The sequence below is a fragment of the Micromonospora sp. NPDC005413 genome (assembly GCF_040606435.1).
In the GTDB taxonomy this organism is placed as follows: domain Bacteria; phylum Actinomycetota; class Actinomycetes; order Mycobacteriales; family Micromonosporaceae; genus Micromonospora.
In genome coordinates this window covers 62,202-77,930 of the sequence record NZ_JBEXEV010000022.1, presented here as the reverse complement: position 1 = coordinate 77,930, position 15,729 = coordinate 62,202, and the positions used below count along the sequence as shown (strand labels likewise).

General features: G+C 71.2%; 15 protein-coding genes. 6 read left to right on the top strand and 9 right to left on the bottom strand.

Annotation, left to right across the window (positions count from 1 at the left end; translation table 11 throughout):
• Positions 1-27 precede the first annotated feature (27 nt).
• From ABZS37_RS21875 to ABZS37_RS21860, 4 genes are all read left to right on the top strand, one after another.
• Complete coding sequence (locus ABZS37_RS21875) at positions 28-369, top strand: YkvA family protein (RefSeq protein WP_355171577.1); 342 nt, start codon at positions 28-30, stop codon at positions 367-369.
• Positions 370-400: 31 nt separating this feature from the next.
• Positions 401-808, top strand: a complete 408-nt coding sequence (locus ABZS37_RS21870) for a TIGR03618 family F420-dependent PPOX class oxidoreductase (protein ID WP_355171575.1) — start codon at positions 401-403, stop codon at positions 806-808.
• Positions 809-1,033: 225 nt separating this feature from the next.
• The gene (locus ABZS37_RS21865; RefSeq protein ID WP_355171573.1) at positions 1,034-1,678 is read left to right on the top strand and encodes a C39 family peptidase; all 645 of its coding nucleotides are present in this window, start codon (positions 1,034-1,036) and stop codon (positions 1,676-1,678) included.
• A 220-nt stretch (positions 1,679-1,898) separates the two neighbouring features.
• Positions 1,899-2,504, top strand: coding sequence for a hemerythrin domain-containing protein (locus ABZS37_RS21860; RefSeq protein WP_355171571.1), 606 nt, complete (start codon positions 1,899-1,901; stop codon positions 2,502-2,504).
• A 70-nt stretch (positions 2,505-2,574) separates the two neighbouring features.
• On the opposite strand, the gene ABZS37_RS21855 is transcribed toward ABZS37_RS21860, so the two are convergent.
• Positions 2,575-2,757: an antitoxin gene (locus ABZS37_RS21855; RefSeq protein ID WP_238661326.1), complete on the bottom strand. Its 183-nt coding sequence runs from the start codon at positions 2,755-2,757 to the stop codon at positions 2,575-2,577.
• Positions 2,758-2,972: 215 nt separating this feature from the next.
• Here ABZS37_RS21855 and ABZS37_RS21850 point away from each other — a divergent pair, with 215 nt between their 5' ends.
• Positions 2,973-4,079, top strand: coding sequence for an AI-2E family transporter (locus ABZS37_RS21850; protein ID WP_355171569.1), 1,107 nt, complete (start codon positions 2,973-2,975; stop codon positions 4,077-4,079).
• Here ABZS37_RS21850 and ABZS37_RS21845 read toward each other — a convergent pair whose 3' ends face one another.
• Positions 4,080-4,733, bottom strand: a complete 654-nt coding sequence (locus ABZS37_RS21845; RefSeq protein ID WP_355171567.1) for a dienelactone hydrolase family protein — start codon at positions 4,731-4,733, stop codon at positions 4,080-4,082.
• Between the two features lie 161 nt (positions 4,734-4,894).
• Here ABZS37_RS21845 and ABZS37_RS21840 point away from each other — a divergent pair, with 161 nt between their 5' ends.
• Positions 4,895-5,074 (top strand): hypothetical protein, encoded by a 180-nt coding sequence (locus tag ABZS37_RS21840; RefSeq protein ID WP_354992568.1) that lies wholly within the window; start codon positions 4,895-4,897, stop codon positions 5,072-5,074.
• A 48-nt stretch (positions 5,075-5,122) separates the two neighbouring features.
• Here ABZS37_RS21840 and ABZS37_RS21835 read toward each other — a convergent pair whose 3' ends face one another.
• The 7 genes from ABZS37_RS21835 to ABZS37_RS21805 form a co-directional block, all read right to left on the bottom strand.
• Entirely contained in the window at positions 5,123-7,495 is a 2,373-nt protein-coding gene (locus tag ABZS37_RS21835; protein WP_355171565.1) for a glycosyl hydrolase family 65 protein, read from the bottom strand.
• Positions 7,492-8,298 (bottom strand): beta-phosphoglucomutase family hydrolase, encoded by an 807-nt coding sequence (locus ABZS37_RS21830; RefSeq protein ID WP_355171563.1) that lies wholly within the window; start codon positions 8,296-8,298, stop codon positions 7,492-7,494. Before ABZS37_RS21830 ends, ABZS37_RS21835 begins: the two co-directional genes overlap by 4 nt.
• Positions 8,299-8,357: 59 nt before the next feature.
• Positions 8,358-8,822, bottom strand: coding sequence for a DUF4442 domain-containing protein (locus ABZS37_RS21825; protein WP_355171561.1), 465 nt, complete (start codon positions 8,820-8,822; stop codon positions 8,358-8,360).
• A gap of 65 nt (positions 8,823-8,887) precedes the next feature.
• Positions 8,888-9,934 carry a hypothetical protein gene (locus ABZS37_RS21820; protein WP_355171559.1) on the bottom strand — a complete coding sequence of 349 codons (1,047 nt, stop codon included), beginning with the start codon at positions 9,932-9,934 and terminating at the stop codon, positions 8,888-8,890.
• 95 nt (positions 9,935-10,029) lie between these two features.
• The gene (locus ABZS37_RS21815; RefSeq protein WP_355171557.1) at positions 10,030-11,328 is read right to left on the bottom strand and encodes an ABC transporter ATP-binding protein; all 1,299 of its coding nucleotides are present in this window, start codon (positions 11,326-11,328) and stop codon (positions 10,030-10,032) included.
• Positions 11,329-11,462: 134 nt separating this feature from the next.
• The gene (locus tag ABZS37_RS21810; protein ID WP_355171555.1) at positions 11,463-13,673 is read right to left on the bottom strand and encodes a bifunctional glycosyltransferase family 2 protein/CDP-glycerol:glycerophosphate glycerophosphotransferase; all 2,211 of its coding nucleotides are present in this window, start codon (positions 13,671-13,673) and stop codon (positions 11,463-11,465) included.
• 15 nt (positions 13,674-13,688) lie between these two features.
• The gene (locus ABZS37_RS21805; protein ID WP_355171638.1) at positions 13,689-15,713 is read right to left on the bottom strand and encodes a DUF5941 domain-containing protein; all 2,025 of its coding nucleotides are present in this window, start codon (positions 15,711-15,713) and stop codon (positions 13,689-13,691) included.
• Positions 15,714-15,729 lie beyond the last annotated feature (16 nt).

Sequence of the window (15,729 nt, the reverse complement as noted above, 5' to 3'; positions counted from 1 at the left end):
CGGCGTCGGGTGGGTTAGCGTGACGGCATGTCCCGACAGGCGTGGGTCCTCGTGGTGATCGCCGGCATCCTGGCGATCGCCACACTGGTGGGTGCCGTGGTGCTGGCGGTGCGGGTGGTGCGTACGCGGCGGCTGCTGACCGGGCTCGGTGCGGGCGGCAAGGTCGCCTTCTACGGGGCGCTGATCTACACGATCTTCCCGGTCGACGTGCTCCCGGACCCGATCTACCTGGATGACATGGGTGTCCTGGCCGCCGCGCTGATCTACCTCACCCGGCTGGTGCACCAGCGCCGGGCGGCCGGTCGTCAACTGCCCGGTCAGCCGGACGCCCCGCCGGACCCGGACCGGGCACGCCGCCGCGTGCCATGATCGAGGTCGGTTCGGCGGACAGGGGACGGGCATGGCGGGCGATCATCGGTTGGACGTGCGCGATGAGCGCGTTGCCGCCTTCTGCGCGGAACGACACCTCGCGACGCTGACCACTCTGCGCGCCGACGGCACCCCGCACGTCGTACCGGTCGGGGTCACCCTCGACCCGGCGGCCGGACTGGCCCGGGTCATCACCTCCGGCGCCTCCCACAAGGCCCGTCAGGTGGCCGCCGCCGGCTCGGCCGGCGCGGCGGTGGCCGTGTGCCACGTGGATGGCCGCCGCTGGCTGACCATCGAGGGCCGCGCGGTGCTCCGATCGGATCGAGCCGCGGTGGCGGAGGCGGAGCGCCGCTATGCCGAGCGGTATCGGACCCCACGTCCGAATCCGGAGCGGGTGGTCATCGAGATCACCGTGACGCGGCTGCTGGGGAGCCTCTGAGCTGACAGCAGCACCGCCCTTGGGAGGTTCGTCATCTGCTGACCGGGTTGCACCGGGTCCCCCAGCCTTGAGGCGGAATGCAGGCGGGAGCAGGACGGTTACGTCCCGGTACGCCCACGGCTGAGACCCGCCGCTGGTCGTCGCCCCGTGCTGAGCCGAGCGCCATTCCCGGTGCTGCCGCCCTCCGCCCGTCGGAGGCGCCAACCCCCGAACGGAGACTCGACCATGAACCCGATCATCCAGAAGAGCGGTCTGTCCGTCGCCGGCCTGCTGGTCGCCGGCGGTTGCGCCCTCGGCCCGGCGGTAGCCGCGCAGGCCGCCCCGGTGCCGGCCGCCCCGACCTCGTCGAGCCAGACCGACCGATCCGCCGAGCGGATCCTCGGCATCGACTACCAGGCCCAGCCCAACTTCTACTACTGCGGTCCGGCCGCGACCCGGATCGCGTTGTCCGCCCAGGGCAAGGCGTTGTCCCAGGACGAGGTTGCCAAGCTGCTCGGCACCACCGAGGCGGGCACTCCCTCGGCCCTGGACACCACGCGGGTGCTCAACGAGCTGACCGGTGGCAGGTACCGGACGACCGAAATCCGTGACTCGGTGGCTCGCCCCGACCAGGTCGAGCAGCTGCGCCGGGACGTGCTGGCCGCGGTGGACGCCGGCCGGCCGGTGGTCGCCAACATCAAGGGCACGACCGTGGACACCGACGGCAACCCGCACTCGTACGAGGGCGGCCACTACCTGACCCTGGTCGGCTACCGCGACGGTGGCGACACCATCCGGGTTGCCGACCCGGCCGACCCGGCGTTGGGCGAGTACTGGATGAGTCTGCCGAAGGTCGCCAACTGGATCGCCGAGCGCGGCTACTCCGCCTGATCCTGACGGTTCACCGGGCCGGTCTCTCCCTGTCGGGGAGGCCGGCCCTTCCGTCGTCACGCGTCCGGGCAGCGAGGTGCGCGCGTCGACGACCGCTGCGGTGCCGCACCCGTTGGACCGACACCGCAAACCCATCGTCGAACGTAGGTTTGTGCAGCCCCGTGGGGGTACGAAGGGCCACACACCTCCCACCGATCCGCAACCGGTAAGGGGCCGTGAGATGAGCAACCCGCAGTCCACCGACGACCACGACGCCATCGACATCCTGGTCGCCGACCACCGTGAGTTCGAGACTCTCTTCGTCGAGTTGGAGACTCGGCAGGGCACGCTCGAGCATCGCCGCCAACTCGTCGATGTGGTGATCGCCGAGCTCGTCCGCCACTCGGTGGCCGAGGAGGCGTACGTCTATCCGATCGCCCGAAAGGCACTGCCCGACGGCGACGAGATCGCCGACCGCGAGATCGCTGAGCACGCAGACGCCGAGCGGACCATGAAGGAGCTGGAATCCGTCGAGCCGTCCGACCCTCGCTTCGACGAGCTGCTCGCCCACCTGACCACCACCATCCGACACCACGTGCGGGAGGAGGAGAACGAACTCTTCCCCCGGCTTCGCGCCGCGACGGCCCGGGAGGAGCTGATCGAGGTCGCCGACAAGGTGACGGCGGTCAAGAAGTTCGGCCCGACCCGGCCACACCCGGGAGCACCGGACCACCCGCCGGCGAACAGGCTGCTCGCCCCCGGCACCGGTCTGGTCGACCGGCTGCGCGACGCGTTGAGCGGTCGACCCACCTCAGTGGACGAGTTACGCGAGGAACCGCAGCGCTGACCGGCGCAGCGTCCGAACAGAACACTCCCGGGCCGCCGATGGCTCGGCGGCCCGGGAGGCGTCTGGTGCGTCAGCGGACCTGGTCGCCCTCACCGGTGCGCGCCTGGGCCTGGTCGACGCCCTTGTCGATCTGGTCGTCGTACTTGCCGCCGGTGCGCTTGTCGGCCATGTCGCCGGCCTTCTCCGCACCCTGGTCGACCTGCTTGTCATGCTTGTCCGCGAAGTCCTTGGCCTTGTCCATGAAGTCACCCACGATGCTCCTCCTCCAGTCCGGTTACTCCGATTTGTGTTCCCTCGGCCTGCCAGCGCAAACGCCGTCGTTCCGGGTGTGGATCGCGAACACCCACCCGAACGTCCCGGACCGGCGTACGATCCGCGCGGGCAGCGGCCAACGCGGCGTTGGGGCGACACGGGTGTAGGCGCACGGCCGGCCGGGTACCGACCTCGCCGAGATCGAGGAGGACCGACATGCCGGCAGAGGAACCCGTAGCGGCGAAGACCGGCGACCCCGGGCCGCGCCAGAGTTGGGCTGCGCTGCCCTGGCTGGTCCGGACCGCGGTGTCGTGGAGCGCCTGCCTGGTGGTGGTCGTCGCCGGGCTCTACCTGCTGGGTCGGATCGCCGTCCTGCTGGCGCCGCTGGCCATCGCGCTGGCCGCCACCATCTTCCTCACCGCGCTGCTCGACCCGGTGCTGCTCAGGCTGCGTCGACTGCGACTGCCCGCAGCGCTGGCCGCGCTGTGCACCGTACTGCTGCTACTCGGCATCCTGGTCGGCGTCGGCGCGTTGGTGTGGAACCTGACCGCCAGCCAGTTCGACCAGCTCAGCCAGGAGCTGACGCAGGGGCTCGATCGCAGCCGCGACTTCGTGACGTCCACGCTGCCGGTCACCGACGCACAGTTGGACCGGCTGATCGACCAGGCCCGGGAGGGGCTGAGCGGCAGTTCGCCGGACCCGGTGTCGGGCGCACGGACCGCCACCGAGGTGCTCGGCTCCGCGTTGCTGGCCCTGGTGCTGCTCTTTTTCCTGCTCAAGGACGGCCGGTCGATGTGGCACTGGGTGCTGTCGCGGGTGTCCGGCACGAACAAGCCCGTGCTGGCCGAGGCCGGCCGGGCCGGTTGGCAGACACTGGGCGCGTACAGCCGGGGCACCATGTTGATCGCCGCGATCGACGCGATCGGCATCGGCCTGGCACTGGTGGTTCTGCGGGTGCCGCTCGCCCTGCCGCTGGCGCTGATCACCTTCCTCGGCGGTTTCGTGCCGATCATCGGTGCGACGGTGGCCGGCGCGGTGGCGGTGCTGGTGGCACTCGCCGCGAACGGCCCCACCACCGCACTGCTCACCCTCGCCGCGGTGATCGCCGTGCAGCAGATCGAGGGCAACCTGTTGGAGCCGCTCGTCATGAAGCGGCAGGTCCGACTGCACCCGGCGGTGATCCTGGTGGCGGTCACCGCGGGCACGCTGATCGCGGGCATCGCTGGCGCCTTCGTCAGCGTCCCGATCACCGCGGTCCTCTGGCGCGTCATCGACACCGTCCAACAGCGTCGCTCCACCTCGACCCTCATGCCGGCAGGTTGATCATCGACTGAGGTGGGTGGTGAACCAGGTGCCGGCGTGGTCGGCGACCTGCTCAAGGGTGCCGGGCTCCTCGAAGAGATGGGTGGCGCCGGGGACCACCCGCAGCTCGCCGACCTCCCCCAACTCGGCCAGCGCCCGCTCGTTGAGCGTGATCACTTCCTCGTCCAGGCCGCCGACCAGCAGCAACGTCGGGGTACGCACCTGGGCCAGGGCGTCTCCGGCCAGGTCCGGCCGGCCGCCCCGGCTGACCACCGCACCCACCCGATCGCCGCGGGACGCCGCCGCGACCAGGGCGGCGGCAGCACCCGTGCTGGCGCCGAACAAACCGATCGGTACGTCACCGGCGGGCCGCTCGACGGCCAACCAGTCGACGATCCCGGCCAGCCGGCTGGCCAGCAGCCCGATGTCGAACCGCAGTTCGGCGGTGCGTGCGTCCACCTCGTCCTCGGTCGGGGTGAGCAGGTCCACCAGCACCGTGCCGAGCCCCCGGCCGTTGAGCGTACGGGCCACCGCCACGTTGCGCGGACTGTGCCGGGAGCTGCCGCTGCCGTGCGCGAAGAGCACCACACCGACCGGCTGAGCGGGCAGCATCAGGTCGGCGGGGAGTTGGGCTTCCCCGACCGGGATGGTCACCGTGCTGCGCTGCTCGTCCATGCCCCCACCTCCGCGTGCTCGCCTGCGGCCCGGTTACCCCGCCCACCGCACCGCACGCACCGAGCTACGGGCCGAGTTTGCCGGGAGGGCCGTCGGGTACGCGACGAACGACCGCAGACCGTGTCGGCGCAACCGCGCCCCGACGGATCGCGAGGATCGCCATGGCCAAGCAGCAGACGTCCCGACAGCAGCAGATGGACGAGCGGAACCGGCGTGAACAGGACGCCGAGCGCAATCAGGACTTCGGGGACCAGGCCGCTGAGGCCCGCCTGCCCGATGATCCTCGGGCGATGGCGCCCCGAGACGCGATCGGGCGCCCGTCGACCGGCGAGCCCATCTGACGGACGTAGGCGCGGGCGGTCGGGGCGGGATCACTCCCGCCCCGACCGTCACTGCTGGTGCTCGGGCAACCGCAGCAGCGGCGACCTGCCCGGTGGCTGCTCGGGCGGAGGGCCGGACGGCTCAGCCGGTGGCACCGGCACCGTCACCGGCTCGTCGCAGGTGACCCGCAGCACCTGGTCGTGGTGGCGCAGCTCCACCACATCGTCCGGGCTGCCGTGTCGGAGCGAGTACGTCGTCTGGTGCGGCCGGACGTCCACCCGCAGCGCCAGCCCTCGCCATTGCAGGGAGAACTCCAGCCGGCTGAGTCGGCTGGAGAGCCGGGGCGCGAAGGACAGCTTGCCGTCGTGGTCCCGCAGACCGCCGAGGCCACCGACCAGGGCGAGCCACGCGCCGGCCAACGACGCCATGTGTACGCCGTCACGGGTGTTCTCGTTGAGGTCGTGCAGGTCCATCAGCGCGGCCTCGCGCAGGTAGATGTGCGCCAGCTCCGGATGGCCCACCTCGGCGGCGAGCACCGCCTGGGTGCAGGCCGACAACGACGAGTCGCGTACGGTACGGCGCTCGTAGTAGAGGAAGTTGCGCACCTTCTGCTCGGGGGTGAACGCGTCCCCTCGCCAGTGCATGGCGAGTACGAGATCGGCCTGCTTGACCACCTGCTTGCGGTACAGCTCGAAGTACGGGTAGTGCAGCAGCAGTGGATACTTTTCCGCCGGTGTGTGGGTGAAGTTCCACTCCTGGAGGCGGGTGAAGCCCTCCACCTGCTGGTGGACGTCGAGCTCCTCGTCGTACGGGACGTGCATGGAGGTGGCGGCGTCCCGCCAGCTCGCGGCCTCCTCATCGGTGACCCCGAGATGGAATGCTTCGTCCCGGTAGCGCATCACCACGTCGGCGGCGGAGAGCAGATTTCGCTGCGCCATCAGGTTGGTGTAGATGTTGTCGTTCTTCACGGCGGTGTACTCGTCCGGGCCGGTGACACCGTCGATGTGGAACTGCCCGTGCCGGTCGTGGTGGCCGATCGAGCGCCACAGCCGGGCGGTTTCCACCAGCAGCTCCAGCCCGATCTCCCGCTCCAAATCGGTGTCTCCGGTGACCATCACATAGCGGCGCATGGCGTCGGCGATGTCGGCGGCGATGTGAAAGGCCGCCGTGCCGGCCGGCCAGTATCCGGAGGATTCCGGCCCCTCGATGGTCCGCCAGGGGAAGGCGGCGCCCTTGAGGTTGAGCGTCTCCGCACGCTCCCTCGCCGAATCCAGCGTGCTGTGCCGCCACTGCAGGGCGCTGCGCACCGCGCTCGGCTGGGTGTAGGTGAGCACCGGCAGGACGAACATCTCGGTGTCCCAAAATGCGTGCCCGTCGTAACCGGGACCGGTCAGCCCCTTCGCCGAGATCGGCCGCTGCTCCGCCCGGGCACCGGCCTGGAGCACGTGGAAGAGACCGAACCGGACCGCCTGCTGCACCTCCGGGTCACCCTCGACCAGCACGTCGGCCGCGTCCCAGAACGCGTCGAGGTAGTTGCGCTGCTCCCGGTGGAGCCCGTCCCAGCCGTCCAGCCGTGCGCCGGCCAGCGCCGCGCCGACCTGGTCGCGCAGCGCGGGCAGGGACCGCCTGCTCGACCAGCCGTACGTCAGATACTTGATCACCCGCAGTTTCTCGCCGGGCTGGAGCACGCAGGCGATCGTGGTGCGCACCCAGTCCTCGTATCCCTCGGACTCGATGGTGGTGCGGTCGGGGCCGTGCACCTCGTGCTCCATCGCCGCGGCGACCCGCAGCCCGGAGACCTTGGTGCGGTGAATCAGCTGCCCGCCGTCCGGGGTGGTCAGCTCCTCCTCGGCATGCAACGGTGACTCCAGCACCGCCGCGACCCGGGGATCCTTGCTCTGCGCGGGCAGCGACTCGTTGGCCACCAACTCGGACTGCACGATCAGCCGCAGCGGGCCGCCGACCGCCTCGACCTCGTAGCTGATGGCGGCGACCGACCGCTGGGTGAACGAGACCAGGCGGGTGCTGCGGACCTTGACCTCCCTGCCGGCGGGCGAGCGCCAGTGCAGCTCCCGGTGCAGGGTGCCGGCCCGCAGGTCGAGGATCCGCTCGTGGGCGAGCAGCTCCCCATAGCGCACGTCGAGCGGTTCGTCGTCGACGAGCAGCCGGATCAGCTTGCCGTTGGTGACGTTGACGATGGTCTGGCCGGACTCGGGGAAGCCGTAACCGGCCTCCGCGTACGGCAGCGGGCGCAGCTCGTAGAACGAGTTGAGGTAGGTGCCGGGCAGGCCGTGCGGCTCACCCTCGTCGAGGTTGCCGCGCAGCCCCACGTGCCCGTTGGAGAGCGCGAAGACCGACTCCGACTGGGCCAGCACGTCCATGTCCAGCCGGGTCTCCCGGATGTGCCACGGCTCGACCGGATAGGCCCGCTCCCTGATCACGCGGGACCCCGTTCGCCAGCCGAGTGGTGGGCGGCAGCGTTGCGCGCCGGCTCCTGCGGATCGACCGCGTTGAGCAGATCGGCGAGGTCCTTGACCACGATGTCGGCGCCGTGCGCGAGCAACTCGTCGGCCTGCCCGACCCGGTCGACGCCGACCACGTAACCGAAGCCGCCGGCGCGGCCGGCGGCCACCCCGGAGAGCGCGTCCTCGAAGACCGCGGCTTGCGTCGGGTCGACGCCGAGCAGCCTGGCCCCGGCGAGGAAGGTGTCCGGGTGCGGTTTGCCGCGCAGCCCCTGAGCCCGGGCGACCAGCCCGTCGACCCGGGCTTCCAGCAGCGGCTCCAGCCCGGCGGCGGCGACCACCTCACCCCCGTTGGCGCTCGCGGTCACCACGGCCCGGCGCAGCCCGGCCGTGATCGCCGCCTTCAGGTAGTCCACCGAGCCCGGGTAGACCTCGACGCCGGAGTTTCGCAGACGCTGCAGCAGCAGGACGTTCTTGCGGTTGCCCACGCCGTTGACGGTGTCAGCGTCCGGCGGGTCGTCCGGGCTGCCCTCGGGCAGCACGATCGCGCGGGAGGCGAGGAACGATCGGACACCGTCGGCGCGGGGGCGGCCGTCGACGTAGCGGTTGTAGTCCGAACCGGGATCGAACGGTTGGAACGGTTCGCCGGAGGCCGTGGCGCGCTGCCGGAGAAACTCGTCGAACGTCTGCGTCCAGGCGGCGTTGTGCACGCGGGCGGTCTGCGTCAGCACACCGTCCAGATCGAAGAGACAGGCGGTCACATGAGCAGGTAGGCCCAGCACGGTACGAATCTAACCACCCCGCTGGGCCCGCAAACCTGTTTCCGCCGCTCCGGCACGGTTCAGTTCGGCCGCAGCGTCCAGACCACGGTCATCGCCGAGGTGGGCGTGCCGTCCTCGGTCGCGATCTCCACCTCGACGGGGAATTCCGGGCGCCGTCCGGACTCCAGCTCCTCGATCACCTCGAGAGCCGGCCGGCCGAGCCGTGCGGTGGCCAGCACCGGGCCCATGGCGAGCTTGCGGTAGGCGATCTCGGCACGGACGGCGAGCGGCACGGCCCGGTCGAGCAACTGCCCGAAGGCGGCCAGCACGACCGCGCCGGAGGCCGTCTCGCCGAGGGTGAACATGGCGCCAGCGTGCGGCCCCCCGATGTGGTTGTGGGTGGCCGGCGAGTCGGGCAGCCGGACGACTGCCCGCACCCCGCCCTCCGCCTCGGGTGCCACCTCGACGAATTCGAAGCCGAGCGTACGGGCGAAGGGCACGGCTTCCAGCATGCCGGCCGCCACCTGGCGGGAGTCGATGGTCATGGCCTGACGTTACTCGGGGGTAACCAGGCCGGCAACCAGGCACTTCGCCGGGTTTCGGCCGACCCTCAGAGGTTGGCGATGCTCCGCAGGACCGCCGCGTAGAAGTTGCCGTCGATGCTGCGGAAGAAGGAAAAATCCTGGCCCGGGTCACCGAAGAACGGGCGCAGCGTCCAGGCCAACTGCGTGCCGACGAACCCGAAGAGCAGGATCCAGATGTAGAGCAGGGTCATGCTGGCCGGCCGCTGCGTCGGCTCACCGCGCCGGACGGGGCGGTCACTCCAGGAGTGCTGGTCGCGGGGCGCCACCATGCCCGGAGGGAACGAGACGCCGGTCGGCTGCCCGCTCCACTGGGCCGGAACCTGCTGGGGAGCCGGCCCGGTGGTCGTGCCGGCGTCGGGAGTCGCGCCGTTCGGGACCGAACCGGCCACGACTGCTTCGGCTGGCACGGCAGCGGGCACCGAACCGGCCGGCACGGCAGCGGGCACGGCAGCGGGCACCGAACCGGCGGGCACGGCAGCGGGCACGGCAGCGGGCACCGAACCGGCGGGCACGGCAGCTCCGGGCACGGCGGCCGGCGCGGCCTGGGCCTGGGCGTTGGCGGCCTCCGAAGCAATCGGGCCGTGGTCGTTGAGCACCTGCATTCCGCCGGTCAGAAAACGAAGCCCGACCAGCGCCGACATGGTCAGGATCGCCACGTTGAGCAGCTTGAAGAAGTGGTAGTCGTCGGCGGTGATCAGGAAGAAGAGGCTGATCGGCGCGAACGCCACCGCGAGCATCGAGGTGACCGTGATCGCCACCATCACCAGCGCCAACGACTGACGCACCGAGAGCCGGGCACCGAAGACCAGATTGAACAGGTAGAGCGTCGGCAGGCAGATGGCCAGCGTGACCAGGAACAGCAGCGGCAGCTTGAGCGCGGAGGTCAGCGCCATCAGCGGGCTGTGGAAGAAGCCCAGCACCGCCCCGTAACAGGCCAGCGCGATCGCGGAGCTGGCCAGCATCCGCACGGTCAGCGCGTTGAGGTCACGCTCGGCCACGATCTGCTGCCAGATGCCCTCGCGATCCCGCAGGATGCGCTCGATGACGAGCGGGCTGGGACGGTCACCCGACACGGGTGCACCCCTCTCGGTGGTCTTTTCACAGTGGACTGGGTGCGCAGAAGGTAGGACACCGGGTGGCAGGCCCGCCACCCCGCTCCGGCGAGTCGTCAGCGCCAACCCACGTCGATCCGGGCACCGCGCTCGTCGAAGAAGTGCAACGCGTCCATCCGGACCGAGACGGCGAGCGGGTGACCTGCGGTGACCGCCGGGTACGGTGCCAGCCGCACCGCCAGCTCCGCCGGGCGGCGGTGGTGCCGGCCCGGATCGGGAAGCACGCTGGTCCGGGTGCCACCATCGGGGGCATCCTGCGCCTCCACCGGTTTGCCGGTGAGTCGCTGCATCACCGACCCGAACCGACGCAGGCCGCGCTGGCCCACCGGCGCCGGCTCCAACGGCGCACCCATCTCGTCGACCACGATCGCGGTCGCACCGATGTCGAGGAACGCCAGCGACTCGTGCCCGTGGTGCTCCAGGTAGCGGATCCGCCCGCGCAGCACGTCGCCCGGGGTGTCCGGGGCGACCGGGGTGAGCGCCTCGGCCCGCATGCCGACCACGATCCGCTCACCGTGGTAGTGCGCCACCGCCCGGCTGCGGATGTCGTTCCAGGGCAGGTAGAGCGACTGGTCACCGAGGTTGAGCGTGACGTACCGGTCGAGGTGGACGTAGACCGACGCCTCCAGCAGGTTCATCCGCGGGCTGCCCAGGAAGGCTGCCACGTAGAGCGTCGCCGGTCGGCCGTACACCTGGGTGGGTGTGCCCACGTCCTGGAGCACGCCGCGGCGCATGATGGCCACCCGGTCGGCCATGGTGAGCGCCTCGGCCTGGTCGTGGGTGACGTAGACGGTCGTGACGCCCAGCTCCCGGGTCAGGCCCGAGATCTCCGCGCGCAGCTCGGCGCGGAGCCCGCTGTCCAGGTTGGACAGCGGTTCGTCCATGAGGAACAGGCCGGGTCGACGGACGATCGCCCGGCCCATCGCCACCCGCTGCCGTTGCCCGCCGGAGAGCTGACGCGGCTTACGGGCCAGCACGTCACCGATGCCCAGCGCGCTGGCCACGTCGCTGACCCGCTCACTGCGCGGTTCCGGTTCCACCCCGGCCAACCGCAGCGGAAAGGCGATGTTGTCGCTGACGCTCATGTGCGGGTAGAGCGCGAAGTCCTGGAAGACCATGGCGATCTTGCGGTCCCGTGGAGGCAGGTCGTTCGCCAGCTCCCCGTCGAGCAGGACCGCGCCCTGGGTCGGGTCCTCCAAACCAGCGATCATCCGTAGCACGGTGGACTTACCGCAGCCGGATGGCCCAAGCAGCACCATGAACTCGCCGTCGTTTACATCGAGGTTGATGCTGTCGACGGCCAGCGTGCCGTCCCTGAAGACCTTGGTCACATCCTTGAGCGTGACGGTACTCACCGTCTCCTCCCCCAGCTTGTCGGCCGAACCCCACAAGACTGTGACCAGGATCATTGGATTAGCACATCGGGTAAACGTCTTATGTTCGGTCGATGACGGCGCTATTACATGACAAAAGTCGATGCGCGGCGCGATCAACAGCGCGACGGTCGTTCCCCCGGCTCGCCCAGGAACACCTGGCGCACCACGCGATCCGCCGCGTGCCCGTCGTCCAGCGCGCAGAACCGGGCCCGGAAATGCTCACGGGCCTTGGTCGCCGCGTCCGACCGCACCGCGTCCGTGCGGAACAGATCTTGCAGGTCCGCGAAGGTGGTCGCCACCGCGCCCGGCGGCTCGGCCGTGACGTCGAAGTAGACCCCCCGGGCCAGCCGGTACGCCTCCCAGTCCGGGGTGTAGAGCACGATCGGCCGGTCCAGCACCGCATAGTCGAACATCGCCGACGAGTAGTCGGTGACCAATACGTCGGCCACCAGATAGAGATCCTCCACCCGCTGGTAGCCGCTGACGTCGCGAACCCGCTCCCAGTCCATGGGCCGGCCGGGACGGCGATCACGGTCGTGGAAGTAGTGGCTGCGCATCAGCAGCCGACCCGAGTCACCCAGCGCCCTGACGAACCGGTCCGGGTCGAACGGCGGCCGGTAGCCGGGCAGGTGCTCGCGGTGCGTCGGGGCGTACAGCACGACCTGCTCGTCGGGACCGAGGCCAAACTCGGCGCGTAGCCGGCGCACCTCGTCCGGACCGGCCGCGACCAGGCGGTCGTTTCGCGGGTAGCCCACCTGCAGGGTCGTGTACGTGGCCGGGTACGCCCGGTCCCACATCTGTGTGGAGAAGCTGTTCGCGCTGACGCTGTAGTCCCAGCGGTCCACCCGGCGCAGCAGCCCCGCGAAGTCCATGTGGCCCGCGCCGATCGGGTAGCGCTGCTGATCCAGCCCCATCACCTTGACCGGCGTGCCGTGGTGGGTCTGCAGGTGCACCTGTTCCGGCCGCTTGCGGACGAAGTCCGGAAAGTTGACGTTGTTGACCAGCCAGCGTGCGCGGGCGAGAACCCGGTAGTACGTCGGGGTGCCGGCGACCACGTACTCCACCCCGTCCGGCACGGTGTCCACCCGGTCCCGACGCACGATCCACACCCCGCGCACCCCCGGCACCAACCGGCGGGCGACCTCGTAGATCGCCGCCGGGTTGCAGGAGTATCCCCGGTACCAGTAGGCGGCGTACACCGCGAGCGTCGGATCGACCGGCCGACGCAGCTCCGCCCGGTAGTACTCGCGCAGCAGGCCGTCGCGGGTCAGCCGGGCACCGCGTCGAGCGACCGGACCGACCCGGCGCCGGGCGGTGCGGGCCTGCCGGCGGGCGACGTCGCGGGCCCGGCTGGCGGCCCGCAACGCGCTGAAGGTACGCCAACGGCCGGAGGCGACGAGCCGGTGTTTGATCCCCTCCACCCCGTCCGGCACCGGATAGCCGCCGGCCGGCAGCCAACGTTCGTAGTCCGCGGCGATCTGTGCGAAGAACGCCGGTCGCAGCTCCGGGGCGATCCGCTGGCCGTTACCGAGCACGGTCAGGTAGTGCCAGATCATCCGCTCGAAGACCGCCGACCGCAGGGCGTCCGTCGCCGACCCCCATGAATCCATCAGGTGGAAGACCCGGTGCCACTGTGGGAAGACCTCGAAGTGCCGGTCACCCCGGGTCCGGGTGATCGCGCCAGCGCGGCGTTGCCGGTAGTTGACGCAGACCCGATCCAGTACGCCGATCCGCTGCGCCGCCATCAGCACCGGGTAGCTGAACGAGACGTCCTCGTACCAGCCGGGCGCGAAGCGCAGCCCCAGGTCGACCAGGAAATCCCGGCGGACCAGCCGGTTCCACGCGGTGTGCAGCAGGCGCATCGCCTCCGGACGGTCCCGCAGCCGGAAGGTGCCCGCGCCGGGCGACTCCGGGAACACCTCGGCCATCGCGCTGCGGGTGGCGGTGTCGTTCCAGTGGGTGCGGACGTGGTCGATCAGCAGCACGTCCGGACGGGTGTCACGCAGCCGCGCGGCGACCTCCGGCAGGCACTCCGGCGCCAGCCAGTCGTCGCCGTCGAGGAACCACACGTACTCGCCGACGGCCCGGTCCAGCCCGATGTTGCGGGCTGGACCGAGGCCGACGTTCTCCGGCAGCCGGACCGAGCGGACCCGCTGGTCGCGGGCCGCGTACTCGTCGATGATGTCGCCGCTGGCGTCCGGCGAGCAGTCGTCGACGGCGATCACCTCGATGTCGGTCTCCGGTTGACCGAGGATGGAGTCCAGGCATTCGCGCAGGTATCCCTGCACCCGGAAGGCCGGTACCACGAAACTGATCAGGGTCATCCGGCCGTCCCTCCGTCAGCGCGGCGCGGCACCTCCAGCGCCCGCCGGCGCGACCGACGCCCGCGCGCTACGGGCCGGTCGGACGAACCAGGCCAGGGCGACGCTCACCACGAAAACCACGAGAAGGTACGCACCGAGTGTAGCCAGCCCGATACCCACCACGCCGGCAATCGCCGCGAGGGCCAGCAGCGCCGAGCGCCCCTCCCAGCCCAACGTGGCCGCGTGCAGAGGCGGTGCCGCCTGCCGCTTCTCCAGCCGTGCGGTCAGGTCGTAGTGGTGCACGGTGAGCACGAAGACGTACCCGAAGATCAGCCAACCCGGCGCCCCGCCGACCACCCCGACCGCGATGGCGAACAGGTACTCGGCGGCCCGCAACGCCGCGGGCACCAGCCAGTCCAGCGGCCCGTTGTGCGCCGCCCCGGCACCCAGACCGCCGACCAGCAGCACCAGCAGCGCCACCGGCACCGCCCAGCGCAGCTCGTCGGGCGCGTCGCCCAGCAGCGCCGCGACCAGCAGCACCGCCGGGCCGAGCGCGGCGATCACCGCCAGGGTGAGCGGCCCCATCGGGCGGACCACCGGCAGCCGGCGGGCCAACGGCCCGTCGTCGCGGTGCAGGGTCGCATCGACGGTGTCCAGCACCGGCACCCACATCCAGCGGGCGCGCAGCGTCCGCAGAGCCCCGGTGTACGCGAACGCCAGCACACCCCAGACCAGCACCGCGATCAGGCTGACCAGCGGGTTGAACAGCGCCACGGTCACCGCGATCAACGCCCACCGCTCGCCGATCGGGAAGACGACGGTCCGCTTCAGCCAGTACGACACCGAGCCGGTGTCCGCCTGCACACGGGTCGACGCCGCATTGAGCCGGTCACCGATCCCGCCGCTGGAACCCGCCGTGCGTGGTCGACGGGCCGCCTCGTCGTGCAGCACCCCGTACCAGGTGTCGGTCATGTGCCGGACGGTCTGCAACGTCATCGCGGCGATCGCGAGCGCCCACCCGTTGCCCAGCCCGGCGTGACTCACCCCGAAGCCCAGCCCGGCGTAGACCAGATACTCCTTGGCCCGGTCCGCCATCGTGTCCAGCCAGCCGCCCCAGGCGCTGAAGTGCCGGGTGTAGCGGGCCAGTTGGCCGTCCACGCAGTCCAGCATGAAGCCGAGGTAGAGCAGCACCGCGCCGCTGACCAGCGCGAGCCGACCACCGACCCCGAACAGCACCGCCGCGGCCAGCGCGAAGAGCACCGAGATCACCGTCACCCCGGTCGGGGTGAGCCGGAGCCGGGCCGCCAGCCGGACCACGTACGGCGACCAGGTGCTGACGAAGTAGGTGGAGAAGAAGTCGTCCTTCTCCTTGACCGACAGCCGCAACTCGGCCCGGTCCTCGTCGACCGCGGTCACCGCGGCCTCGGCAGCGGCCAGCCCGGCCGCGTCGTCGACCCGGTGTGCGACGAGCAGGCGTACCCGCTGGGCGAAGATCAGGGTGCCGAGCGCCGCGAGACCCGCGAAGAGCCGGTCCACCGCGGACCCGGGGCCGCCGGCCGCGACCGGCGCCAGGCCCTCGCCCCCGTCGGCCCGCGCACCGGCGGGCCCGAACGGGGCGACATCCCCGACCGGGCCGATCGGGGCGGCGACGGGAAGCAGCCCGGACGCGGCGGCCCGGGCGGCGGCGGCGAGGGTCGGCAGGTCGTCCACGCCGACCCGCAGCGCGCCGCCGAACACGCCGGTGGCGTCCCCGTCGAGGGCGTCCAACGCGCCAGCGTCGACCACCTGGCCCCGCTCCTCCCGCACGGCCGTCCGCCCGGGCACGGGCGGGTCGCCGAGCACCAGCGCCACCGTGGGCCCCACCGGGCTGGTGGCCAGGTGCCGCAGTACGGCGGTGTGCGCGACCAGGTCGGTGCCGGTGACCAGCACGGGCACCGTGGCGTTGTCGACCAGCACGGTCAACTCGTCGAGGTTGGCGGCGAAGCGCACCTCGTCCGCCCCGGCCCGGCGCAACTGGGCGGCCAGGCGGTCGGCCAGCGGCTCGCCGGTCGCGGTGGTCAGGCCCGCCGCGGGCGCC

Coding starts and splice junctions, on each gene's coding strand:
- ABZS37_RS21875 (WP_355171577.1), top strand. CDS start 28: ATGTCCCGACAGGCGTGGGTCCTCGTGGTGATCGCCGGCATCCTGGCG.
- ABZS37_RS21870 (WP_355171575.1), top strand. CDS start 401: ATGGCGGGCGATCATCGGTTGGACGTGCGCGATGAGCGCGTTGCCGCC.
- ABZS37_RS21865 (WP_355171573.1), top strand. CDS start 1,034: ATGAACCCGATCATCCAGAAGAGCGGTCTGTCCGTCGCCGGCCTGCTG.
- ABZS37_RS21860 (WP_355171571.1), top strand. CDS start 1,899: ATGAGCAACCCGCAGTCCACCGACGACCACGACGCCATCGACATCCTG.
- ABZS37_RS21850 (WP_355171569.1), top strand. CDS start 2,973: ATGCCGGCAGAGGAACCCGTAGCGGCGAAGACCGGCGACCCCGGGCCG.
- ABZS37_RS21845 (WP_355171567.1), bottom strand. CDS start 4,733: ATGGACGAGCAGCGCAGCACGGTGACCATCCCGGTCGGGGAAGCCCAA.
- ABZS37_RS21840 (WP_354992568.1), top strand. CDS start 4,895: ATGGCCAAGCAGCAGACGTCCCGACAGCAGCAGATGGACGAGCGGAAC.
- ABZS37_RS21825 (WP_355171561.1), bottom strand. CDS start 8,822: ATGACCATCGACTCCCGCCAGGTGGCGGCCGGCATGCTGGAAGCCGTG.
- ABZS37_RS21810 (WP_355171555.1), bottom strand. CDS start 13,673: ATGACCCTGATCAGTTTCGTGGTACCGGCCTTCCGGGTGCAGGGATAC.